General features: G+C 75.4%; 15 protein-coding genes. 8 read left to right on the forward strand and 7 right to left on the reverse strand.

Annotation, left to right across the window (positions count from 1 at the left end):
• The first annotated feature begins 7 nt into the window (after positions 1 to 7).
• The 4 genes from lanKC (at position 8) to BUE43_RS29560 (ending at position 6,480) form a co-directional block, all read left to right on the forward strand.
• On the forward strand, positions 8 to 2,701 hold the full coding sequence (gene lanKC / locus BUE43_RS29550) for a class III lanthionine synthetase LanKC (RefSeq protein ID WP_073489613.1): 2,694 nt from the start codon (positions 8 to 10) through the stop codon (positions 2,699 to 2,701).
• 167 nt (positions 2,702 to 2,868) lie between these two features.
• Positions 2,869 to 2,973 (forward strand): noursin family copper-binding tricyclic lanthipeptide, encoded by a 105-nt coding sequence (gene norA / locus BUE43_RS36120; protein ID WP_456114878.1) that lies wholly within the window; start codon positions 2,869 to 2,871, stop codon positions 2,971 to 2,973.
• Positions 2,974 to 3,122: 149 nt separating this feature from the next.
• The gene (locus BUE43_RS29555) at positions 3,123 to 4,361 is read left to right on the forward strand and encodes an MFS transporter (RefSeq protein WP_073489614.1); all 1,239 of its coding nucleotides are present in this window, start codon (positions 3,123 to 3,125) and stop codon (positions 4,359 to 4,361) included.
• Positions 4,354 to 6,480: a prolyl oligopeptidase family serine peptidase gene (locus BUE43_RS29560; protein WP_073489615.1), complete on the forward strand. Its 2,127-nt coding sequence runs from the start codon at positions 4,354 to 4,356 to the stop codon at positions 6,478 to 6,480. The genes BUE43_RS29555 and BUE43_RS29560 overlap by 8 nt, the downstream gene beginning before the upstream one ends.
• On the opposite strand, the gene BUE43_RS29565 is transcribed toward BUE43_RS29560, so the two are convergent.
• Positions 6,395 to 7,123 carry a type 1 glutamine amidotransferase gene (locus BUE43_RS29565; protein ID WP_268844455.1) on the reverse strand — a complete coding sequence of 243 codons (729 nt, stop codon included), beginning with the start codon at positions 7,121 to 7,123 and terminating at the stop codon, positions 6,395 to 6,397. The two genes, BUE43_RS29560 and BUE43_RS29565, sit on opposite strands and share 86 nt — an antisense overlap.
• A complete protein-coding gene (locus tag BUE43_RS29570; protein WP_073489654.1) occupies positions 7,120 to 8,364 on the reverse strand; it encodes a MurT ligase domain-containing protein in 1,245 nt (414 codons plus the stop codon). The genes BUE43_RS29565 and BUE43_RS29570 overlap by 4 nt, the downstream gene beginning before the upstream one ends.
• 337 nt (positions 8,365 to 8,701) lie before the next feature.
• Here BUE43_RS29570 and BUE43_RS29575 point away from each other — a divergent pair, with 337 nt between their 5' ends.
• Entirely contained in the window at positions 8,702 to 9,484 is a 783-nt protein-coding gene (locus BUE43_RS29575; protein ID WP_083960293.1) for a 5-formyltetrahydrofolate cyclo-ligase, read from the forward strand.
• Positions 9,485 to 9,880: 396 nt separating this feature from the next.
• Here the strand turns inward: BUE43_RS29575 and BUE43_RS29580 are convergent, their stop codons facing one another.
• A complete protein-coding gene (locus tag BUE43_RS29580) occupies positions 9,881 to 10,093 on the reverse strand; it encodes a hypothetical protein (RefSeq protein ID WP_073489616.1) in 213 nt (70 codons plus the stop codon).
• 114 nt (positions 10,094 to 10,207) lie between these two features.
• Here BUE43_RS29580 and BUE43_RS29585 point away from each other — a divergent pair, with 114 nt between their 5' ends.
• Positions 10,208 to 12,988: an ATP-binding protein gene (locus tag BUE43_RS29585; protein ID WP_159447810.1), complete on the forward strand. Its 2,781-nt coding sequence runs from the start codon at positions 10,208 to 10,210 to the stop codon at positions 12,986 to 12,988.
• A gap of 200 nt (positions 12,989 to 13,188) precedes the next feature.
• Here BUE43_RS29585 and BUE43_RS29590 read toward each other — a convergent pair whose 3' ends face one another.
• Complete coding sequence (locus BUE43_RS29590; protein WP_073489618.1) at positions 13,189 to 13,473, reverse strand: hypothetical protein; 285 nt, start codon at positions 13,471 to 13,473, stop codon at positions 13,189 to 13,191.
• A gap of 1,018 nt (positions 13,474 to 14,491) precedes the next feature.
• Between BUE43_RS29590 and BUE43_RS29595 the strand changes: the two genes are divergently transcribed.
• The gene (locus BUE43_RS29595; RefSeq protein WP_073489619.1) at positions 14,492 to 15,010 is read left to right on the forward strand and encodes a helix-turn-helix domain-containing protein; all 519 of its coding nucleotides are present in this window, start codon (positions 14,492 to 14,494) and stop codon (positions 15,008 to 15,010) included.
• Positions 15,011 to 15,061: 51 nt separating this feature from the next.
• On the opposite strand, the gene BUE43_RS29600 is transcribed toward BUE43_RS29595, so the two are convergent.
• On the reverse strand, positions 15,062 to 15,529 hold the full coding sequence (locus BUE43_RS29600; RefSeq protein ID WP_073489620.1) for a carboxymuconolactone decarboxylase family protein: 468 nt from the start codon (positions 15,527 to 15,529) through the stop codon (positions 15,062 to 15,064).
• A gap of 73 nt (positions 15,530 to 15,602) precedes the next feature.
• Here BUE43_RS29600 and pdxR point away from each other — a divergent pair, with 73 nt between their 5' ends.
• Complete coding sequence (gene pdxR, locus BUE43_RS29605; protein WP_083960294.1) at positions 15,603 to 16,967, forward strand: MocR-like pyridoxine biosynthesis transcription factor PdxR; 1,365 nt, start codon at positions 15,603 to 15,605, stop codon at positions 16,965 to 16,967.
• Positions 16,968 to 16,997: 30 nt separating this feature from the next.
• Here the strand turns inward: pdxR and BUE43_RS29610 are convergent, their stop codons facing one another.
• The gene (locus BUE43_RS29610) at positions 16,998 to 18,299 is read right to left on the reverse strand and encodes an MFS transporter (RefSeq protein ID WP_073489622.1); all 1,302 of its coding nucleotides are present in this window, start codon (positions 18,297 to 18,299) and stop codon (positions 16,998 to 17,000) included.
• Positions 18,300 to 18,454: 155 nt separating this feature from the next.
• Complete coding sequence (locus tag BUE43_RS29615; protein WP_073489623.1) at positions 18,455 to 19,213, reverse strand: EI24 domain-containing protein; 759 nt, start codon at positions 19,211 to 19,213, stop codon at positions 18,455 to 18,457.
• Positions 19,214 to 19,269: the final 56 nt, after the last annotated feature.

Here is a 19,269-nt window from a genome sequence, read left to right on the forward strand (position 1 = left end):
CATTAAGATGGACCTCGCGGCGTTCTACCTGCTGCACTGCCTGGCGGACGAGAATTTCTACGACAGCGTGCGGCGGTGGGACGATTCGGGCAGCCGGTTCGCGGCGGCGGACCAGGAACCGCCGGCCGGGTGGGCGCGCGCGGAGCAGGGAACGTGGACGCTCCTGCGCCCGCCCGGTCGGCGGCTTCCCGACCAGGGCTGGAAAGTGCACGTCTCGGCGCACGTGACGAATTGCGCGGAGGTTCTCGGCGTTGTCCGGGACTTCTGCGTCGAACACCACCTGCCGTTCAAGTTCCTGCGCAGCGTCGCCGCCCTCCGCCTGGCCAACTCGAAGTACGCCGACCGCGCGGCCAGCGGCAAGTTCTGCGCGATCTACCCGAGCGGCCCCGACGAACTCGTCCACGTGTTGACCGCGCTCGACGAGGCGCTGGCCGGCCAGCCCGGCCCGTACGTGCTCGGCGATCTGCGGTGGCGGTCCGGACCGCTGTTCGTCCGCTACGGCGCCTTCCGCCGCCGGTACCGGATGGACGGCACCGGCGAGCTCGTGCCGGCGCTGGCCGACCCGAGCGGGCGGCTGGTGCCCGACGAACGCGGCGTGGCCTTCCGCGTGCCGCCCTGGGTGGAGGTGCCGCCCCCGGTCGCCGAGCAGATCGCCGCGCGCGAGGCCGACCACGTCGAGCTGCCCTACCAGGTGCTCCGCGCGCTGCACTTCTCCAACGCCGGCGGCGTCTACCTGGCCGTCGACCCCGACACGAACCGGCGCGTGGTGCTCAAGGAGGCCCGCCCGCACGCCGGCCTCGACGCCCAGGACGTCGACGCGGTGGAGCGGCTGCGCCACGAGCGGGCCGTCCTGGAGCGACTGTCCGATCTGGACTTCGTGCCCGCGGTGCTGGGCGGGTTCACCCGCTGGGAACACCACTTCCTGGTCCAGGAGCACATCGAGGGGCAGCCCCTGACCCGGTGCGTGGGCGAGCGGCACCCGCTCACGCACCCGACGCCCCCGGCCGAGCGGATCGCCGAGTACACCCGGTGGGCGCTCGACGTCCTCGACCGGCTGCGGGCCGCGGTGGCCGCCGTGCACCGGCGCGGCCTGGTCGTCGGCGACCTGCACCCCTCCAACGTGATCGTCCGCCCCGACGGGCGGGTCGCGCTGGTGGACCTGGAACTGGCCCTGCCAACGCACTCCCGGCGCGCGACGCCGCTGGGCGCGCCCGGCTTCGCGGCGCCGGCCGACCGCACCGGACCCGCCATCGACGCCTACGGACTGGCCTGCACGGCGCTGTGGATGTTCCTGCCGTTCGCGCCGGTGCTGCGGGTGCGCGACCCGGACAAGACCGAGATGTTCCTCGACGTCCTCGCCGACCGGTTCGGCGTGCCGGAGACCCTGGTCGCCGAGCTGCGCGACGAGTTCCAGCCCTCGGGGACGGCCCCGGTGACCCCGGGGCTCCCCCAGGTGCGCCGCCGCGTCCGTCCACTGAGGTCGGTCGACAGCACGCGGATCGCCGCGAGGCGGGCGTTGGCCGATCCCCACCAGGACGGCTGGCCGCTGCTGCTCCGGTCGATCTCCCACGGGATCCTGGCCAGCGCCACCCCGCTGCGCCCGGACCGCCTCTTCCCCGGCGACGTCGCGCAGTTCCGCTCCGGCGGCGTGAACCTGGCCCACGGCGCGGCCGGCGTGCTGCTGGCCCTCGCCAACGCCGGCGCGCCCATCGACCCCGGTCACGTGGACTGGCTCCTGCGGGCGGTCAGGGACTGGGACGCGCCCCGGCCCGGCTTCTACACCGGGCTGCACGGGATCGCGTTCACCCTGGACCAGCTCGGCAGGCGGGCCGCAGCACTGTCCACTTTGGACAGAGCGGTCGAGCTGATGAGCGGGGGCGTTCCCGCCAGGGGCCTGTTCGGCGGCCTGGCCGGGATCGGGCTGAACCTGCTGCACTTCGGCCACGCCACCGACGACATCGTGCTGCACCGCAGCGCGCTCGTGATCGCCGACCAACTCGCCGACCAGGTGGCGAATCCGTCCACATCGGACACTCCAGCACCGGTCGGCCTCGCCAACGGCGGAGCCGGCATCGCCCTGTTCTTCCTGCACTGCTACCGCGACACCGCCGACGCCGCGTTCCTGGACCTGGCCGCCACGGCCCTGCGCGCCGACCTGGCCCACTGCCGCGTCGGCCCAGGGGACACGCTGCACGTCGTCGAGGGCCGGCGGACGCTGCCCTACCTCGGCTCCGGCTCCACCGGCATCGGCCTGGTGCTGCGGGAGTTCCTCCGCCACCGGCACGACGAGGAGCTCGCCCAGGCGCTGCGCCGCGTCCGCCGCACCTGCCAGGTGGAGTCGGCGCTCTTCCCCGGGCTGTTCACCGGGCACGCCGGCCTGCTCGCCGCGTCCGCCGTCCTCGGCGAGCAGGCCCCCCTCGCCAACCCCGCCGTCCGCGCCCACCTGCGCCGCCTGTCCTGGCACGCGGAGTTCCACCGCGGCCGGCTCGCCTTCCCCGGCGACCAGCTCCTCCGGCTCTCCACCGACCTGGCCACCGGCTCCGCCGGCGTGCTCATGGCCCTGGCGGCGGTCTTCGAACGCCGCGCCGGCTTCCTGCCGTTCCTGCCGGTCGGCCAGGACCCGCTCGACCCGGCCGAGACCGAGGACGACAACCCACCGGTCGTGATCCCCCTGCCCCAACGGCGGAACGGGGCGGGATGACCGAACGGCACGGGTTCCGCACGGCACCACGACTTCCCGAACCGGCGCACGTCCAGCGACGCCGGCGCTGGCGACCGCCGCCGGCGGGCGGACCGGGGTCCTCCCTCCCCCACGGCCGCCCGTCCCCCCACCGGCGACCCCTTCGACCGGACCGAGGAGGTGACCCCATGACCACGATCCTGGAGCTGCAGGAGTTGGAGGCCGGACACGGCCCCACGCCGAACCCGAGCGACGTGCTGAGCACGTTCCTCCACGGACACCAGTGCCTGTGAGGTGACTGGTGTCGGTCGGCCGGCGGGCCGCGGCATCTGTCGAACCGGTCCCTGTCGGCGCCCGCAGCCCGCCGGCCGCCACTTCCCCGCTCCCCACCACGGCGGCGCCACGCCGTCGAGCCACATCACGACGTTCCCGACGGAGGCCCGTGCCCCCCACCCCCAGACCCCTCGGCAACCGCGACTTCCTGCTGCTGTGGCTCGCCGCCGCCGTCACCGCCGTGGGCTCGCTCGCCGCGGCCGTCGCGCTCCCCCTGCTCGTCCTGGCCACGACCGGGTCGGCGGCCACCGCCGGCCTGGTCGGCTTCTGCGCCCTGGCCGCCGCCGCGGCCGGCACCCTGCCCGGCGGCCGGCTCACCGACCGGCACAGCCGGCGCACGGTGATCATCGCCTGCGCCCTCGGCAGCGCCGCCGCGACCGGTCTGCTCACCCTCGCGGTGCAGACCGCCACCAGCGTGCTGCCGGTCGTGATCGTCACCTCGGCGGTCGACGCCGCGCTCCGCGCCACGCTCGGCACCGCCGAGATGGCCGCGCTGCCCCACCTGGTCCCCGCCGAGCACCTGCCGCGCGCGCTCGCGGTCAACCACGCGCGCCTGGCCGGCGCGGCCCTGGCCGGACCGCCGCTGGGCGGCGCGCTGTTCGAACTGGCGCCCGCGCTGCCGTTCGCGGCCGCCACCGCGGGCTCGCTCGTCACCGCGCTGTGCGCCCTCGCCCTCGCCACCCCGCTGCCGGCGCCCCGCCGCGACGCGCCCGGCGGGCTGTTCGCCGGACTGGCCTTCCTGTGGCGGGACGGGTTCCTGCGCCAGACCACCCTCGTCCACGCCGCGCAGAACGCCGTGTTCAGCGCGGTCCCGCTGGTCGTCGTCGCGATCGGCGTGCGGCACCACACCTCGGGCCTGTCGATCGGCCTGGTCTACGCCACGGTGGGCGCCGGCGCGCTGGTCGGCTCGGCGCTGGCCACCGGCGTCGGCCACGTGCTCTCGCCGTGGTCGGCGGTGCTCGCCACCTGCTGGGTGCCCGCGACGCTGCTGGCCCTGTCGGCCACCGCGCCGGTGCTCACCATCCTCACCGCCGCCCTCACGCTCAGCAGCGCGATCAGCCCGATCGCCGGCGCGGTGCTCGGGTCCGTGCGCCTGCTCCGGACCCCGGACGCGCTGCAGGGCCGGGTGCAGGCGGCCGCCGCGCTGGTCGGCATGGCCGCGACCCCGCTCGGCCCACCGGCCGCCGGCCTGCTGCTCGACCGCGCCGGCCCGGCGGCCGCCCTGTTCACACTGGCCGCGGGCCTGGCCGTGCTGGCCGTCGTGGTGACCTCCAGCAGCCGCCTGCGTCGCCTTCCCCCACTGCTGCCGCTGCGGCAGTCCGACCCGGACGGAGAGCCCGGTGCCTGACCGCTTCGACTACCCGCTCACCCCGCGCCGCCCCCGGCCGAACCAGATCGGCGGGATCGACTTCGACGACCCGTACCAGTGGCTGGAGGCCGACAGCCCCGAGACACTGGCCTGGCAGTGGGCGCAGGACCGGCTGACCGAACGCCACCTGCGCGGCGGCCCCGCCTGGGAGACCGCGTTGGCCACCGCCCGGCGGTTCCACGCCTCCACCCTCGACCACCACCCGCCGGAGCTGTACGGCCGATGGTGGTTCCGCGAGCACGTCCCGCCGGGCGGGCGGCTGCCGGTGCTCGACGTGGCCGAGACCCCGACCGGTCGGGGCCGCCGCCTGCTCGACCTGGCCGACCTGGCCCCCGACGGGCTGGCCACCCTGCTGTGGCAGCCCTCGCCGAACGGCCGCCTGCTCGCCTACAACGTCGCCGGCCCCACCATGGCGCCGGTGTTCCAGGTGATCGACTCCAGCACGCGCGAGCCGGTGGTCAACGGCCTGCCGCACACCGGCCACTGCCGGGTCACCTGGCTGCCGGACAGCCGCCGGTTCTTCGTCGTCATCGTGGACCCGACCCGGCCGGACGGCGGCACCCGGGTCCTGCTGGTCCGGATCACCGGGAACTGCGCCCGGCCGGAGATCGAGCCGCAGGCGCTGCCGCCGACGTTCGCGGCACGGCGGATCACGGTGTGCCAGGACGGCCGCTGGGCGCTCGCGCACGGCCCCTCGCGGCCCTACTTCCAGCGCGACCTGCGCTCCAGCGTGTCCTGGCGGCCCTTCCTGCGGGCCGTGCCCGGCGCGTTCCGGGGCACGGTCGTCGGCGAGGAGTTCGTGGCCGTGACCGACGACCGGCACCCGCGCGGCCGGGTGGTGGCGATCCCCCTGCAGGGCGGCGGGCTGGACCGCCGGCGGTGGCGCGAGCTGGTGCCGCCCGGCGAGTCCGTGCTGTTCTCGGTGACCACGATCGGCCCCGAGCTCGTGCTCGCCGAGCACGCCGACGGCGCGACCCGGCTGCGGCGCATCGGCCTCGACGGCAGCGCGCGGGGCGAGATCCCGCTGCCCGAGCCCGGCATGGCCTGGCCGGGGATCGGCAGGGAGAACGGCTTGGTCGCGCCGGCCGGCGCCGGCTGCTCCTTCGTGTTCTCGTCGCTCACCCGCGCGCCCGCGGTCTACCGGTACGACTACCCCACCTCGGCGCTGCACCGCCTCACCCGGCCGCACGCGGTGGTCGACGACGCGCGGGTGATCACCGCGACCGCCAGGGGCGCGGACGGGACGCCCATCCCGTACAAGGTCGTGCTGCGCGGCGAGCTCGGCAGGGGACCGCTGCCCACGATCATCGGCGGCTACGGCGCGCTGAACATCGCGTGGCTGCCGGCCTACCTCTCCGGCCTGCCCGCCGCCTGGGTCCACCTCGGCGGCGTCTACGTGCACGCCCACCTGCGGGGCGGCGGCGAGTACGGCGCCGACTGGTGGCGGGCCGCCCGCCGGCGCACCAAGCAGACCACCTTCGACGACCTGCACGCGATCGCCACCGACCTGGTCCAGCGCGGCTGGACCAGCACCGACCAGCTCGGCGTCGTCGGCACCTCGCTCGGCGCGCTGTCCCCGGCCGTGGCGGCCACCCAGCGCCCCGGGCTGTACCGGGCGTGCGTGGCCACCCTGCCCGTGCTCGACCTGCTGCGCTGCCGCGAGGACCGGGTCACCATGGCCGACGTCGTCACCGCCGACCTCGGCGACCCGGACAACCCCGAGGACGCCGCCGCGATCCACGCGTACTCGCCGTACCACCAGGTGCGGCCGGGCGTCCACTACCCGGCGGTGCTGCTGGACTGCGGCGCGGTCGACCGGAGCTGCCCGGCGTGGCACGGCCGCAAGATGGCCGCCGCCCTGCAACACGCGACCGCGACGCGGCACCCGGTGCTGCTCAGGGTGCGCCAGGCCGGGCACACGCTGGAGACCACCCCGGAGGACCGGGTGTTCCGGGAGGCCGAGCAGCTCGCGTTCCTGATGACCGAGCTCGGCCTGCGGCCGTCGACGCCGCTCAGCGAACCCCGGCGGCGCGCAGCCGCTCGGTCCGCAAGGCGTCGACCTCGGGGATCGACAACGGCGCCAGCTCCGTCCCCGTGACCATCGCGAGCAGCCGGTCGGCGAACGCGGGGTTGCGCGCCAGGCACGGCCCGTGCAGGTAGGTGCCGATCACCCTGCCCTGCACCGCGCCCTCCACCCCGTTGACGCCGTTGCCCACCCCGGCCAGGACCGCGCCCAGCGGCCGCGCGTCCTGGCCGAGGTAGGTGCAGCCGCCGTGGTTCTCGAACCCGGTCAGCAGCTCGTCGCCGAAGGCCGGGTCGGGGCGCACCACCAGCTCGCCGATCGCCCGCTTCGGCATCGGCCGGGTGTTGACGTCGAGCAGGCCGAGACCGCCGTGCGCCACGCCGTCGGAGCCGACGAACGAGGTGCCCAGGATCTGCATCCCGGCGCAGACGGCCAGCACGACGGCGCCCCGCCGCGCGGCCTGCACGAGCGTGCCCTGCTGGCGCAGGTGGCGCACGGCCACGAGCTGGGCGACGTCCTCACCGCCGCCGAGCATGTAGAGGTCGCAGTCGGCCGGCACGAACTCACCGGCGTTGATCTCGACGACCTCGCTGCCGATGCCGCGCAGCCGCAGCCGCTCGGCCAGCACGGCCACGTTGCCTCGGTCGCCGTAGGTGCCCAGCATGTCCGGCAGGACCAGGGCGATCCGCACGGCCGACGGCCCGGGGTTCCCGTTCACGCCTCACCCTTCACACGCAGCATCCGGAACGCGGTGTAGTTCGCGATCACGTCGAGGTCGCCCGGCGGCGTCATGCGCACCGCCTCGACCGGGTCGGGGTTCATCGTCACGTCCACGCGGGCGTAGCGCAGGCGCACCGCCATGTCGGCCGCGCGCTCGCCGGCGACCACCACCTGCAGGCCCGCGAGCTGCTCGAACGGCACGTCCCACAGCCAGGACAGGTCGAAGCCGTCGGCCTCCCTGGCGTTGACCACGAGCATGACCGGCCGCCCGCTGGCGCGCACCAGCTGCAGCATCTCGTGCCAGCCCGCCGGGTTCTTCGCCAGCAGCAACCGCACCTTGCGCCCGCCGATCACCAGGTCGCCGTACCGGCCGGCGACCTCGGAGACCTCCCGGATGCGCGGCAGCGCGGCCTCCGGCACGACGCCGAGCTGCGCCACCGCCGCCATCGCCAGCGCCGCGTTGCCGTAGTTGACCTGGCCCGGCAGGTTGAGCTGGAGCGCGAGCTCCCGGCCGCTGTCGGTGATCACCGTCTGGTCGCGCACCGCCCAGGCCGGCTCCGGCCGCCGCAGCCCGCACGCGCAGGCCCAGCGCTCGACCGAGACGTCGATCCGCTCGCCGCACTTGGGGCAGCTCGTGGCGTCGCCGGTCCAGCGGCCGCCGCCGACCGACACCCACACCACGCGCTGGGCCGGCTCGGCGGCGAAGACCACCATCGGGTCGTCGGCGTTGGCCACCACCACGGCCTGCGGGCTGTCGACCACGACCTGGCGCAGCCGCGCGGCCACGGTGCGCACCTCGCCGACCCGGTCGATCTGGTCGCGACTGAGGTTGAGCAGCAGGATCACCGCCGGCTTCGTCTGCTCGGCCGCGATGTCCAGGTGCATCTCGTCGACCTCGAGCACCGCGTAGCGGGCCTCGGGCCGGGCCATCAGGGCGGCGACGTGCCCGTCGGGCATGTTCGCGCCGGTGCTGTTGCTGGCCACCGGGCCGGCGGCCGACAGCGCGCGGGTGACCATCGAGGTCGTGGTGGTCTTGCCGTTGGTGCCGGTCACCAGGACGACCGTGCGGCCGCTGGCCAGCCCGGACAGCACGTCGCGGTCCAGCGCCATGGCCACCCGGCCGCCGATGATCCCGCCCTCGCCGAGCCCGGCCGTCCGCGACAGCCAGGCCGCGCCCTTCCCGAGCTTGGTGGCGGCGAGCGTCCGTCGCCGCTTCCCTCCCGGATCGCGCGAACCCACCAGGCCCACCACCATCTGCCGTCCCATCCCGTTCGGTCACGCCCGTCCCGGTCCGGCCCCGGCACGGTTGGCGTCGACGGGCGGGGGCCGCCACCGGCCGCCCCGCGCCCCCGTACGGCAGACGTCCGCCACCGTTCCGGGTTGCCCGACCGCTCGTCGCTCGCTGTCCCCCAATTGTTGCGGATGCGTCTCGAAGCGCCCGAATTCCGCAGGTCCGCCCCGGTTTTCACCCGCCGGTCCCACCGGGGGTGTGACATCCGTCCGCACTGTACGCCGCACCGTGACCGAGCGGCCGGCCCCGGCCGCCGCGCCGGCGTCCCTCATCTAGGGTGGCGACGTGCGGACACCCCGACGACACGACCACGACGCGGGCGGGCCGTCCGAGCTGCTGGCCGCCAAGGCGGAGCTGCGGGAGCGGGTGTGGGCCGAGCTCACCGAGGCCCGGGTGGCCCGGTTCCCCGGCGCTCGGGGCCGCATCCCCAACTTCACCGGCGCGGAGGCGGCGGCCGAGCGGCTGCGGGCCACCGAGGCGTGGCGCCGGGCGCGCACGATCAAGGCCAACCCGGACTCGGCGCAGTGGCCGGTGCGGCAGCGCGCGCTGGAGGACGGCAAGACCGTCTACATGGCCGTGCCCCGGCTCGCGGAGGAGTCGCCGTTCTTCCTGCTCGACCCCGCGAACCTGGCCGACACGCCCCGCAGGGCGTCCTCGATCAAGGGCGCGACCGCCTCGGCCGTGCGGGTCGAGGTGGCCGAGCTGGAGCCGGTGGACCTGGTGGTGACCGGCTGCGTGGCGGTGGGGCCCGACGGCGCGCGGCTGGGCAAGGGCGGCGGGTTCAGCGACCTGGAGTTCGCGGTGGCCGCCGAGGCCGGGCTCGTCGGGCCGGACACGCTCGTCGTGACGACCGTGCACGAGATCCAGGTGCGGGAGCCGGGCGCGATCCCCACGGTCGACCACGACGTGCGGCTCGACCTGGTCATCACCCCGGACCGGATCGTGGACTGCCGGGACGGCCGGGACCGCCCGGCCGCCGGGGTCCGCTGGGACGAGCTGACCGAGGAGAAGATCGCGGCGATCCCGCTGCTGGCCAGGATGCGCGCCGCCCGGGGCCGACCGGACTGACGGCGACGGCGGGGCCGACAGCACCGGCGGGACCGGCGGCAGCGCTGGACCGGGCAGTGCTCAACTGACAGCGGTGCTCAGCTAACGGCAGTGCTCAACAGCGCTCAACGAACAACAGCGCTCAACTAACGGCAGCGCTCAACTAACGGCAGCGCTCAACTGACGGCAGTGCTCAACTGACGGCGGGCCGGACTGACGGGCGCCATGCGCGGGGTTGGGGACGTGCGGCGACCGACGAAGTCGGTCACTCCCCGCGCATGACGCCCGCCAGGAGGGATCGGGGCGGTCCACCCCACCAGGCTGCCCCTCCTTACCGAGGACGGACCGACCCGACCCGATCGTGGGACCGGAGCCGGGCCACCCCCAGGCTGGCCCGCTCCGGTCGTGTGCGCGTGATCAGAGCTCGCGGATGGTCGACGCGTTGTCCGGGGTCGGCGAGCCCGCGCGACTCACCTGGCACCCGCGGACGCGGCGCCGGAGGACGACCGAACCCCGGGAGGCGACGCCACACCCGCACACCGCCGTCCCGGTCACCCGCGCGGCGAGCGGCGCGCCCAACGCGGCGGCCATCGCCTCGCCGGCGACTCCCAGGACACGGCGTGCGGACATCGGGTCCTCCCAGCAGGAGCGGTCTCTACGCGCCTCCGATCCTCCACTCGGCCGTTCTGGTGGAGCATCGTGGAAACCCCGTATTCCGGGCGGCCGGCCACGTAGCTTGTGCGCGTGCCGGGATTGGTGGGCAGGGCGGATCAGCTCGACGCCTGGAGCGCGACCGTGCGGTCGTTCCCGTCGCGGTCGACGTTCGTCGAGGTGGTGGGCGAGCCGGGGATCGGCAAGACCCGGCTGCTCGCCGAGTTCGGCGCGACGGCGGCGGCGCGCGGGCACCGCGTGGTGCGCGGAGGCGGCTCGGAGTTCGAGCAGGAGGTGCCGTTCGGCTGCTTCCTCGGGGTCTTCGAGGAGCTGTTGACCGCCGGCGGCGACGACCCGCTGGTGGCCGCCGTCGTGGCCGGCCAGCCGGTGAGCTCGGTGGCCGCCGAGCGGCACCGCATCTACCGGGCGGTCCGGCGGCTGCTCGCCGCGGCCGGCGGGGGCGTGCTCGTCCTCGACGACCTGCACTGGGCCGACCGCGCCTCGCTGGAGCTGCTCAGCCACCTGCTGCGCCACCCGCCGGCGTGCCCCCTGCTCGTGGTCGGCGCGTACCGGCCCCGGCAGTGCCCGCCCCGGCTCGCGGCGGCGGTGGCCGAGACCGCGCCCGGCCTGGAGCGGGTGCGCATGGAGGTGGGGCCGCTGTCCGAGGCCGAGGTCGCCGAGCTGCTGGGCCGGCGGGAGGGCGCCGCCCTGCCGCGCCGGCTGTTCCTGGCCAGCGGCGGCAACCCGTTCTACCTGGAGGTCCTGCGCCACCTGCCGACCACGTGGTCGAGCGGCCCGCTCCCGTCCTGGGACGGGGAGCTGCCGGCCCCGGTGCTCGCCGCGTTGCGCCGGGAGCTGGTCGACCTGCCGGCCGAGGCGCTGGCGGTGGCCAGAGCCGCCGCCGTGGTCGGCGACCCCGTCGACCCCGGCCTGCTGCCGGCGGTGGCCGACCTGACCGAGGACGCGGCGCTGACCGGGCTGACCACGGTGGTCGAGCGGGACCTCGTGCGGCCGGACGAGGGCCGCCGGTCGTTCCGGTTCCGGCACCCGCTGGTCCGCGGGCTGGTCTACCGCGACAGCAGCGCGGGCTGGCGGCTCGCCGCGCACCACCGCGCGCGGCGGGCGCTGGCCGCCAGGGGCGGCGGCCCGCTGACGCTGGCGCCGCACGTGCTGCGCTCGGCCGCCGTCGGCGACCTCGACGCCGTCGTGCTCCTGCGGCGGGCCGCGACGGACGTGCTGGACACCTCGCCGGCCACGGCGGTCGAGTGGCTGCGCGGCGCGCTGGCCCTGCTGCCGCTGGACAGCGTCCCCGGGTGGCGGCTGGAGATCCTGCTGATGAAGACCAGGGCGCTGGCGATGACCGGCGACCTGGACAAGAGCCGGGCGATCCTGCACGACATCCTGGCCTCGGCGCCCCGCCGTCCGCTCGGGCTGCGCGCGGCGCTGGTGGCGCAGTGCGCGCTGGTCGAACGGATTCTCGGCCACTACACGACGGCGTCCGGGATGCTGGCCACCGAGCTGGCCGAGCCCGCGCTGGAGCGCGAACCCGACCTGTCCCACCCGCTGCGCGTGGAACTGGCCACCGTCGCGGCGCTGCGCGGCCGGTTCGAGCAGAGCCAGGAGGTGGTCGCCCCGCTGCTCGACCACGCCGACCGGGCCGTGGCGACCGCCGCCCACGCCGTGCTCGCCATCGGCGGCGCGCACACCGGGGCGATGACGCAGGCCCGGGAGTCGGTCGAGCGGGCCGCGGCCGGGGTGGACGCCATGAGCGACCGCGAGCTGTCCCGCGTGCTGGACGCGGTCGGCCAGCTCGGCTGGGCCGAGACCCTGCTGGAGCAGCACGTCACGGCGCGCCGACACCTGGAGCGGGGCCTGGACCTGAGCCGCCGGTTCGGCCAGAACCAGGTCGTCACGTACTTCCTCCTCGGCCAGTGCTACGCGGCCGTCGCGCTCGGCGAGCTGACCACCGCCGTCGAGCTGGCCGAGGACGCGGCCGAGAGCGCCCGGCTGATCGCCAGCCGGCCGATGACCGCGATGGCGTACGCGCTGCGCGCCGGCGCCGAGCTGTGGCTGGCCGGCCCGGAGAGCGCGGCGCCCTGGGCGGAGCGGGCGGTCGCCGCGACCGACCGGCACACCTGGTGGTGGGACGCCGCCGGCGGCGCGCTGACCAGGGTGCGGCTGGCCCAGGGCCGGTTCGCCGAGGCGCGCGACCTGCTGGCCGACGTGCTCACCGGGGCGGCGAGCTGCATGCGCCCGTCGTGGCTGGCGCTGTGGGGCGACATCGCCATGGCCGGGGGCGACCCGGCCGAGGCCCGCCGCTCGGTGTCCGAGGCCGTGGCCGAGGCGACCGACCTGGGCCTGGCGGGGCAGCGGGGCAACGCGCTGATCAGCCTGGCCCGGATCGACCTGGTCGAGGGCCGCCCGGACCGGGCGGGGGAGGCGGCGCGCGAGGCCGCCCACGCGCTGCACGGGGTCGGCCAGCCGCTCACCCGCGCCCGCGCGCTCGTCATCGCGGCCGAGGCGGCGCTGGCCGTCGACGACGTCGCCGGCGCGGCGGAGCACGTGCGACAGGCCAAGGCGATCGCCAGGGAGCGCGGCGCGACCGGGCTGCGCCCGCCCGTGCTCGACCTGGAACGCCGGCTCGGCGCGCGGCTGCCCCGGCCGCCCGAGACGGCGGCGGTGGCCACGCTGACCGAGCGCGAGCGGCAGATCGCCCGGCTGCTCGCGGTGGGGCTGAGCAACAAGGAGATCGCCGACCGGCTGGTGATCGCCCCGCGCACGGTGGAGACCCACGTGACGCGGGTGCTGCGCAAGCTCGCGATCCGGTCCCGGGCGGGGGTCGCCCAGCTCCTGCCCGACCTCGACCACCGCTGACGATCCACCAACAAACGCCAACAACCACCAACAAACACTGACAACCAACGCTGTCAGCGCTGTCAGCGAGTGAGACGGGCGGTCGCCACGGCGCGCGCCACGGCCCGGCGGCGCGCCGGGGATCTCACCCGCCGGCCCGCCGCCCCTCCGCCCCGCCGCCGAGGCGACGTCGGCGGCGGAGGGTGTCCGGACGGGGCCGGTCAGGTGGTGGCCAGACCGAGGCCGAACGCGTCGGCGACGGCCTCCCGGCACCACCGCATCCTGGCCACTGTGATCTCCGGGTACTCGCCGTAGGCCTGGGCGAGCTCACAGGCGCAGGTGCGTGGATCACCGCTGTGCGCGACCAGGCTGGCGCGCACGGCGTCGCGGACCTGGTCGGCGGAGGGCTGACTCTCGGGGCGGAGTGGACTGCAGAACAGGGCCTCGGCGAGGTCGGCGAGACTCTCGCCGCGGCCACCCGGCTGCGCGTCGTTGCGCGTCGTCATCACGGTGCTCTCCTCACACCTCGCGGGGGTTCGGTGTGTCGGCGAAGGGGCGGAGCAACACCCGTCGGCTGACGGATCACAGCAAGTATCCACCGATCACCCCGCCGCTGTTCGCGGCTTGCCCAAACTGCCGGTCAACATCGGCCGACCCGTGCTCGACCCGCTCGGCAGGACGACACGCGGCGACACCAGGGGTGACCAGGGCACGGCTCAGTACACCTCCACCGGGCGCGCACCACTCGTCCCAGCGATCGGCCGCGCGCCCGGTGGAGCACGAGGTCGGCGTGTCGTCGCCCCGGCGGCCGCGCCCCGGGGCGGCCGGGCGGCCCGGCGGCCCCGGGGCCGGGCTGGCCCGTCCGGACCACGCGCGCCGGGCGCCCCCGAATAGCTACTGACCGGTCGGTCCGCGGACACGGGGACGGCAAAAGTCCGTTAAAGCGGACGGACGACGAACGAAACAAATGATGACGACAGCCGCCGGACGGGTTCATACTTCACGCCCGGCCCGACCGCCGACGCAGGCCCGGCGTCCAGTCAAGCATCCGGTGCGCAATCATTTTCACCAGCCGGGCGCATACCGCCGGAAGAAGGCCGGGAGCAGTCACCGCTGCGCCGAACGGAGCACCAGGCCGGAGAACCCCGGGGCGTTACCGAAAAGGCTGAGCCGTTCGGAGCAACGCCGCTGGTCCGCCCGCGCTCGCTGTTTATACCGGACGCACGTCCTGGACGCAATGTTTTCCGCCCCACACTACCCGGGGCGCACCATCATTCCACGAAATGGAAACCGTCGGAAAGATACTCCCACCCTCCGAAGGAATTAGGCCGTTTCGGTGATCCTGGTTGCTGGGGGCAACCCAAGACGTTTCAATCCGGCGATGTGGGGAAATTGCCGTCGGCTGTCATCGTGGCGGAAAGCTACGGAGACGCACTGGGGAGACCGACTCGGCGCGACGTGAGCGCGCGCCGTCCGGTCACGCCGAACGTCCCCGTCACGCCAAACATCACTGGGGAGCCCAAGATGCTGGGAACGTTGGACAGGGAAGAGGTGCAGTTGGTGCGTTGGCCAGCGGAGGCCGCGCTCCGCGACCACTGCCGGGCGTTGGGCGTGCCCCGGCTGCTCGTGGTCGAACGCGGCGCGTCGGCGCCGATCTCCGCGGACTTCCGCGAGGACTGGGTGCGGGCGCCCATCTGCAAGAACGACCTCAAGGCCAGGGTGGCCGCGTTGCGCGCCAGGGTCAGCGCGCACCGCGTGCCCCAACTCGATCCCAGCGGGGTGATCCGGTTCGGCACCCGCTCCGTCACCATCTCACCGACCCAGGCCGAGCTGCTCGAACTGCTCGTCGAGCGGTTCGGCCAGCTCGTTCCGCGCAAGGCGCTGGGCGCGCGGATCGCCGGCCGGCCGGGCGGCGCCACCCGCAACGCCCTCGACCTGCACATCATGCGGCTGCGTCGCCGGATCCAGCCCCTGGGCCTGGCCATCCGCACCGCGTGGGGCCGGGGTTACCTGCTGGAGGCGGCGGAGCTGGACAGCCGCTGAGCGCACACCGCCCGGCGGGCTCCCCCGAGGAGCCCGCCGGGCCACCGGTCCTCACGGGCCGACGACGTCCCCCGGCTGGAAGTCGCCTACCGGCGGCCGCTGGAACGTCATCAGCCGGTTCCACGTGTTGATCACAGTGATGGCCATGACCACCTTCGCCAGCGTCGAATCGTCGAAGTGGCGGCGCGCCTCCTCGAACACGTCGTCCGGCACCTGGTCCCGGTGCAGCAGCGTCATGGCCTCGGCCAGCGCCAGCGCCGCACGCTCGGCGTCGGTGAAGAACGGCGCCTCGCGCCAGGCGTTCAACGCGTACAGGCGCTGCTCGGTCTCGCCGGCGTGCCGGGCGAGCTTGGTGTGCATGTCGAGGCAGTAGGCGCACCCGTTGATCTGGCTCACCCTGACCTTGAGCAGCTCGGCCAGGATGGGGTCGAGGCCGCGCTTGGTGGCCGCGCTGAAGGCGAACATCGCCTTGTACGCCTCCGGCCACGCCTCGCCCAGGTTGAATCGGTAGTCGTTCACGTCCGCGAGGCTAGGTCGAGCCGATCAACTGGTCCAGAGCACTGGACCAGTCGGCGCCTGGGAGACTGGACCAGTGGCCGAGCTGCACCTGGACCTCCCGCCGATCCGCCCCCTGCGGGTCGCGATCGAGCAGGCACTGCGGGAGGCCATCCGCACCGGGCGGCTGGCCACCGGAGCGCCGGTGCCCTCCACCCGCGCCCTGGCCGGCGAGCTCGGGGTGTCCCGGGGCACGGTCGTCGGGGCCTACGACCAGCTCGTCGCCGAGGGGTGGCTGCACACCCGCCAGGGCGCGCCCACGGTGGTGGCCCGCGGCCAGGTCGCCGAGGCCCCGGTGCCCCCGACGCCGCCGGTCGCCCGCCCCCGGTGGGACCTGCGGCCGGGCTTCCCGGACGCCACCCTCTTCCCCGCCCGGGCCTGGATCGGCGCGCTGCGCGGCGTGCTGGCCAGCGGCGCCCCGGACGCGCACGAGTACCCCGACCGGTTCGGCCACCCCGAGCTGCGCCGCGCGTTGGCCGACCACCTCGCCCGCAGCCGCCGGGTCGTCTGCCCGCCGGAGCGCATCGTCGTCCTCCCCGGGTTCGGAGCGGCCCTCGTCGCCCTGACCACGATGTTCGGCGCGCTCGGCCACCGGTGCGTCGGCATGGAGGACCCCTGCTTCGAGCTCCACCGCCAGCTCGTGGAGCGCGCCGGCCTGGCCGTGCGCCCGGTGCCCGTGGACAACCGGGGCGTCAACCCCTCTGGGCTGGCCGCCACCCCAGTCCGCGCGCTGGTCGTCACGCCGGCGCACCAGAACCCGCTCGGCCCGACGCTGGACCCCGCGCGCCGACACCAGCTCGTCGAGTGGGCCCGCCGGGTCGACGGCTACCTCGTCGAGGACGACTACGACGGCGAGTACCGGTTCGACCGCCGGCCGGTGGGCGCCCTGCACGCGCTGGACCCCTCCCGGGTCGTCTACGCGGGCACGGCGTCCAAGACGCTGTCCCCCGGGGTCCGACTGGCCTGGCTGGCGGTCCCCGCCCGGCTGATGGAGCCGCTCGCCGCCGCCGTGCCGGTGGGCGTGGTGCCCAACCTCGACCAGCTCGCGTTCGCCGAGCTGCTCCGCGACGGTCGGTTCGCCCGGCACGTGCGGCGCACGCACGTCGAGTACCAGCGCCGGCACCGCCGGCTGGTCACCCGGCTGGCCGGCGTTCCGGACGCCACCCTGACCGGGATCGCCGGCGGGCTGCACGCCGTGCTCCGCCTGGCCGGCGGCCCCGCGCGGGAACGCGAGCTGCTGGCCGCGGCGGCCCGGCGCTCCCTCGCGCTGCAGGGCCTCGGCCCGTACTGGCACGGGCGCCAGCGGGAGGGCGGACTGGTGATCGGCTACAGCCGACCGCGCGCGGCGGACGCCGACGCGGCGATCGACCAGTTGGCCGAGTTGCTCCGTTCCCCGCGCTGACCACGACCGACCGGGGCGCGCCCGTTCGACCTAGTCGGCGCTGGTCCGGTCGGCCGGAGCCCGTCTGCGCTGGTCGACCGCGATGACCAGCCCGGCGGCCACCAGCTCCAGCACGGCCACGACCACCACCACGGCGGACAGGCCCGACCCGGCCAGCGGGGCGACGAGCCGGGGGAAGAAGCCGGCGCCGAGCACGAACGCCACGAAGGACAGGGACAGGACGGAATCCCGGGCGGTTCCGGCCGCCGCGTCGAGCGCGTCGACGAGGGCCGGCGCGGCCACGGCCACGCCCAGCGCCGCCGTGGCCAGGAGGGCGGCGAGCGCGCCCGCCGAGCCCCCGCCGGCCCACAGCCCCGCCGTGGCGGCCGCCGTGACGGCCAACGCCAGCGCGGCTAGGCGCAGGGCGCGCAGCCGGCGGAGGAAGTGGTCGGCCGCCGCCACGACCACCACCGGGATGGCGGCGCTGGCGCGCACGGCGAACATCGTGTCGGTGTCGGCGGTCAGCGCCGTCGGGCCGAGCGCCTCCAGCGCGACCCCGACCGCCGCCATGCCGCCGAACACCGGCAGCGCCGCGAGGCACAGCAGCGCCGTCCGGGGCCGGACCAGCAGCGTTCCCGTCTGCCGCAACGTCGTCCGCAGCACGCCGCGCGGTCCGTGCACGGCCCTGCCGAGCACCAGGTGCAGCCACGCGCCCGACCACACCACCGCCACCGCCCCGACGCCGAACACCCCGCGCCAGCCGACCAGGCCGGCCACCACCTCGGCGAGCGCCGGGCCGGCCACGGCGGCCCCGACCAGGGTGAGGACCGCCCGGCGGGCGGTCCCCGGCCACTGCCCCGGGTCGACGCGGTCCCGCAGGTGGGTCAGCACGGCGGCGAAGAAGAACCCGGCGCCGGCGCCCTGGACGATCCGGAACGCCTCGCCGGCCGCCAGCGACGTGGCGGCGGCCAGCGCGGCGCCGCCGAAGGCGAGCGCGGCCAGGGCGAGCGTGATCACCGGACGGGTACCCAGCCGCCGCGCGGCCGACCCGCCGAGCACGAACGCCACCGCGCAGACGAGCCCGAACGAGGTGATCAGGCTGGCGGGGGCGGTCGGCGGAACCTTCCAGTCCCGCGCCAGCTCGGCGAGGACCGGGATCACCGCGTACAGCTGCCCCGCCACGAGCACGCTGGTGACGACCATCGCCGCGATCGCGCGCCGCCGCCGCTCCCACGACGGGGCGACGGCCACCGCCTCGGTCTCGTCGACGACCGGCGCGCCAGCGTCGTCCGCGCCGGCGGCGTTCGCGGTGCTCGCGGTGTTGTTGGCGTCCTGGGCCCCCGACGACGACATACGGGCCGCCCTCCCTCGGCTCCACCCCTGGTCCCGGCGCGCGATCAGCGACCGCGTCCTCGCGCCACACGGTAGGAACGAGATCGCGACGGGTCCAGCGAATCCGGCGATCCCACCCGCAGGGACGCGCTCCGCCCCGTTCGTCGCGCGCCCGATCAGCGCAGCCGGACCCCGGTCGGCTGACCCAGCAGCTCCCGGCCGAGCAGGGTCGCGGCGACCACGGCGGCCGGCATCACGACGATGGCCGCGAACGGGATGATGCTCAACAGGTACGCCGGCATCCCCACCCCGAACGCCAGCCCGCGCCGCTGCCGCAGCAGCAGCCGCCGCTGCTCCGGCTCGATCTCCCGCCGCCCGAACGGCACGGCCACCAGCTCCCGTACCAGCAGCCACGCCCCCACGAACGCGGCGATCACCGGCACCACCGTCTGGCCCAGCACCGGGATGAACCCCGCGAGGAACAACGGGATCGCCCACAACACCGACAGCACCACCGTCGACAGGACCTCCCGCGCGACCTGGAGGAGCCCCCGCAGCCACCCGCTGTTCCCCGCGTCCGGCGCTCCGCCCAGCCCCTGGTCCACGATCTCGGAGATCTTCTCGTAGAACGGGTCGCCGATCAGCAGCGTCAGCGCCGTGAACGAGACCACGCCGACCGCGACGGCCGCGCCGAGCACGGCGATCCCGGCGGCGACGCGCGTCGCGGTCCGGGCGAGGTCGCTCCACCCGTCCGCGAACGGCGTCAGCCAGGTGGCGATGTCGCTGAGCCAAACACCCAGCATGATCCACGCCCCCAGCAGCAACACGGTGGTGATCAGCGCGGGAACCGCTCCGAGCAGCAGCAGCCGTGGTGAGCGCAGGATCGTCCCGAACCCCCGGCCGAACAGGCGTACCCCAGCGACGAACTCCCGCATCCGCGAACCCTTCCTCACTCCCGAGAACCGGCGCATGATCGCACGTCACTCCGTCG

The organism is Streptoalloteichus hindustanus, assembly GCF_900129375.1.
Taxonomy (GTDB): Bacteria; Actinomycetota; Actinomycetes; order Mycobacteriales; family Pseudonocardiaceae; genus Streptoalloteichus; species Streptoalloteichus hindustanus.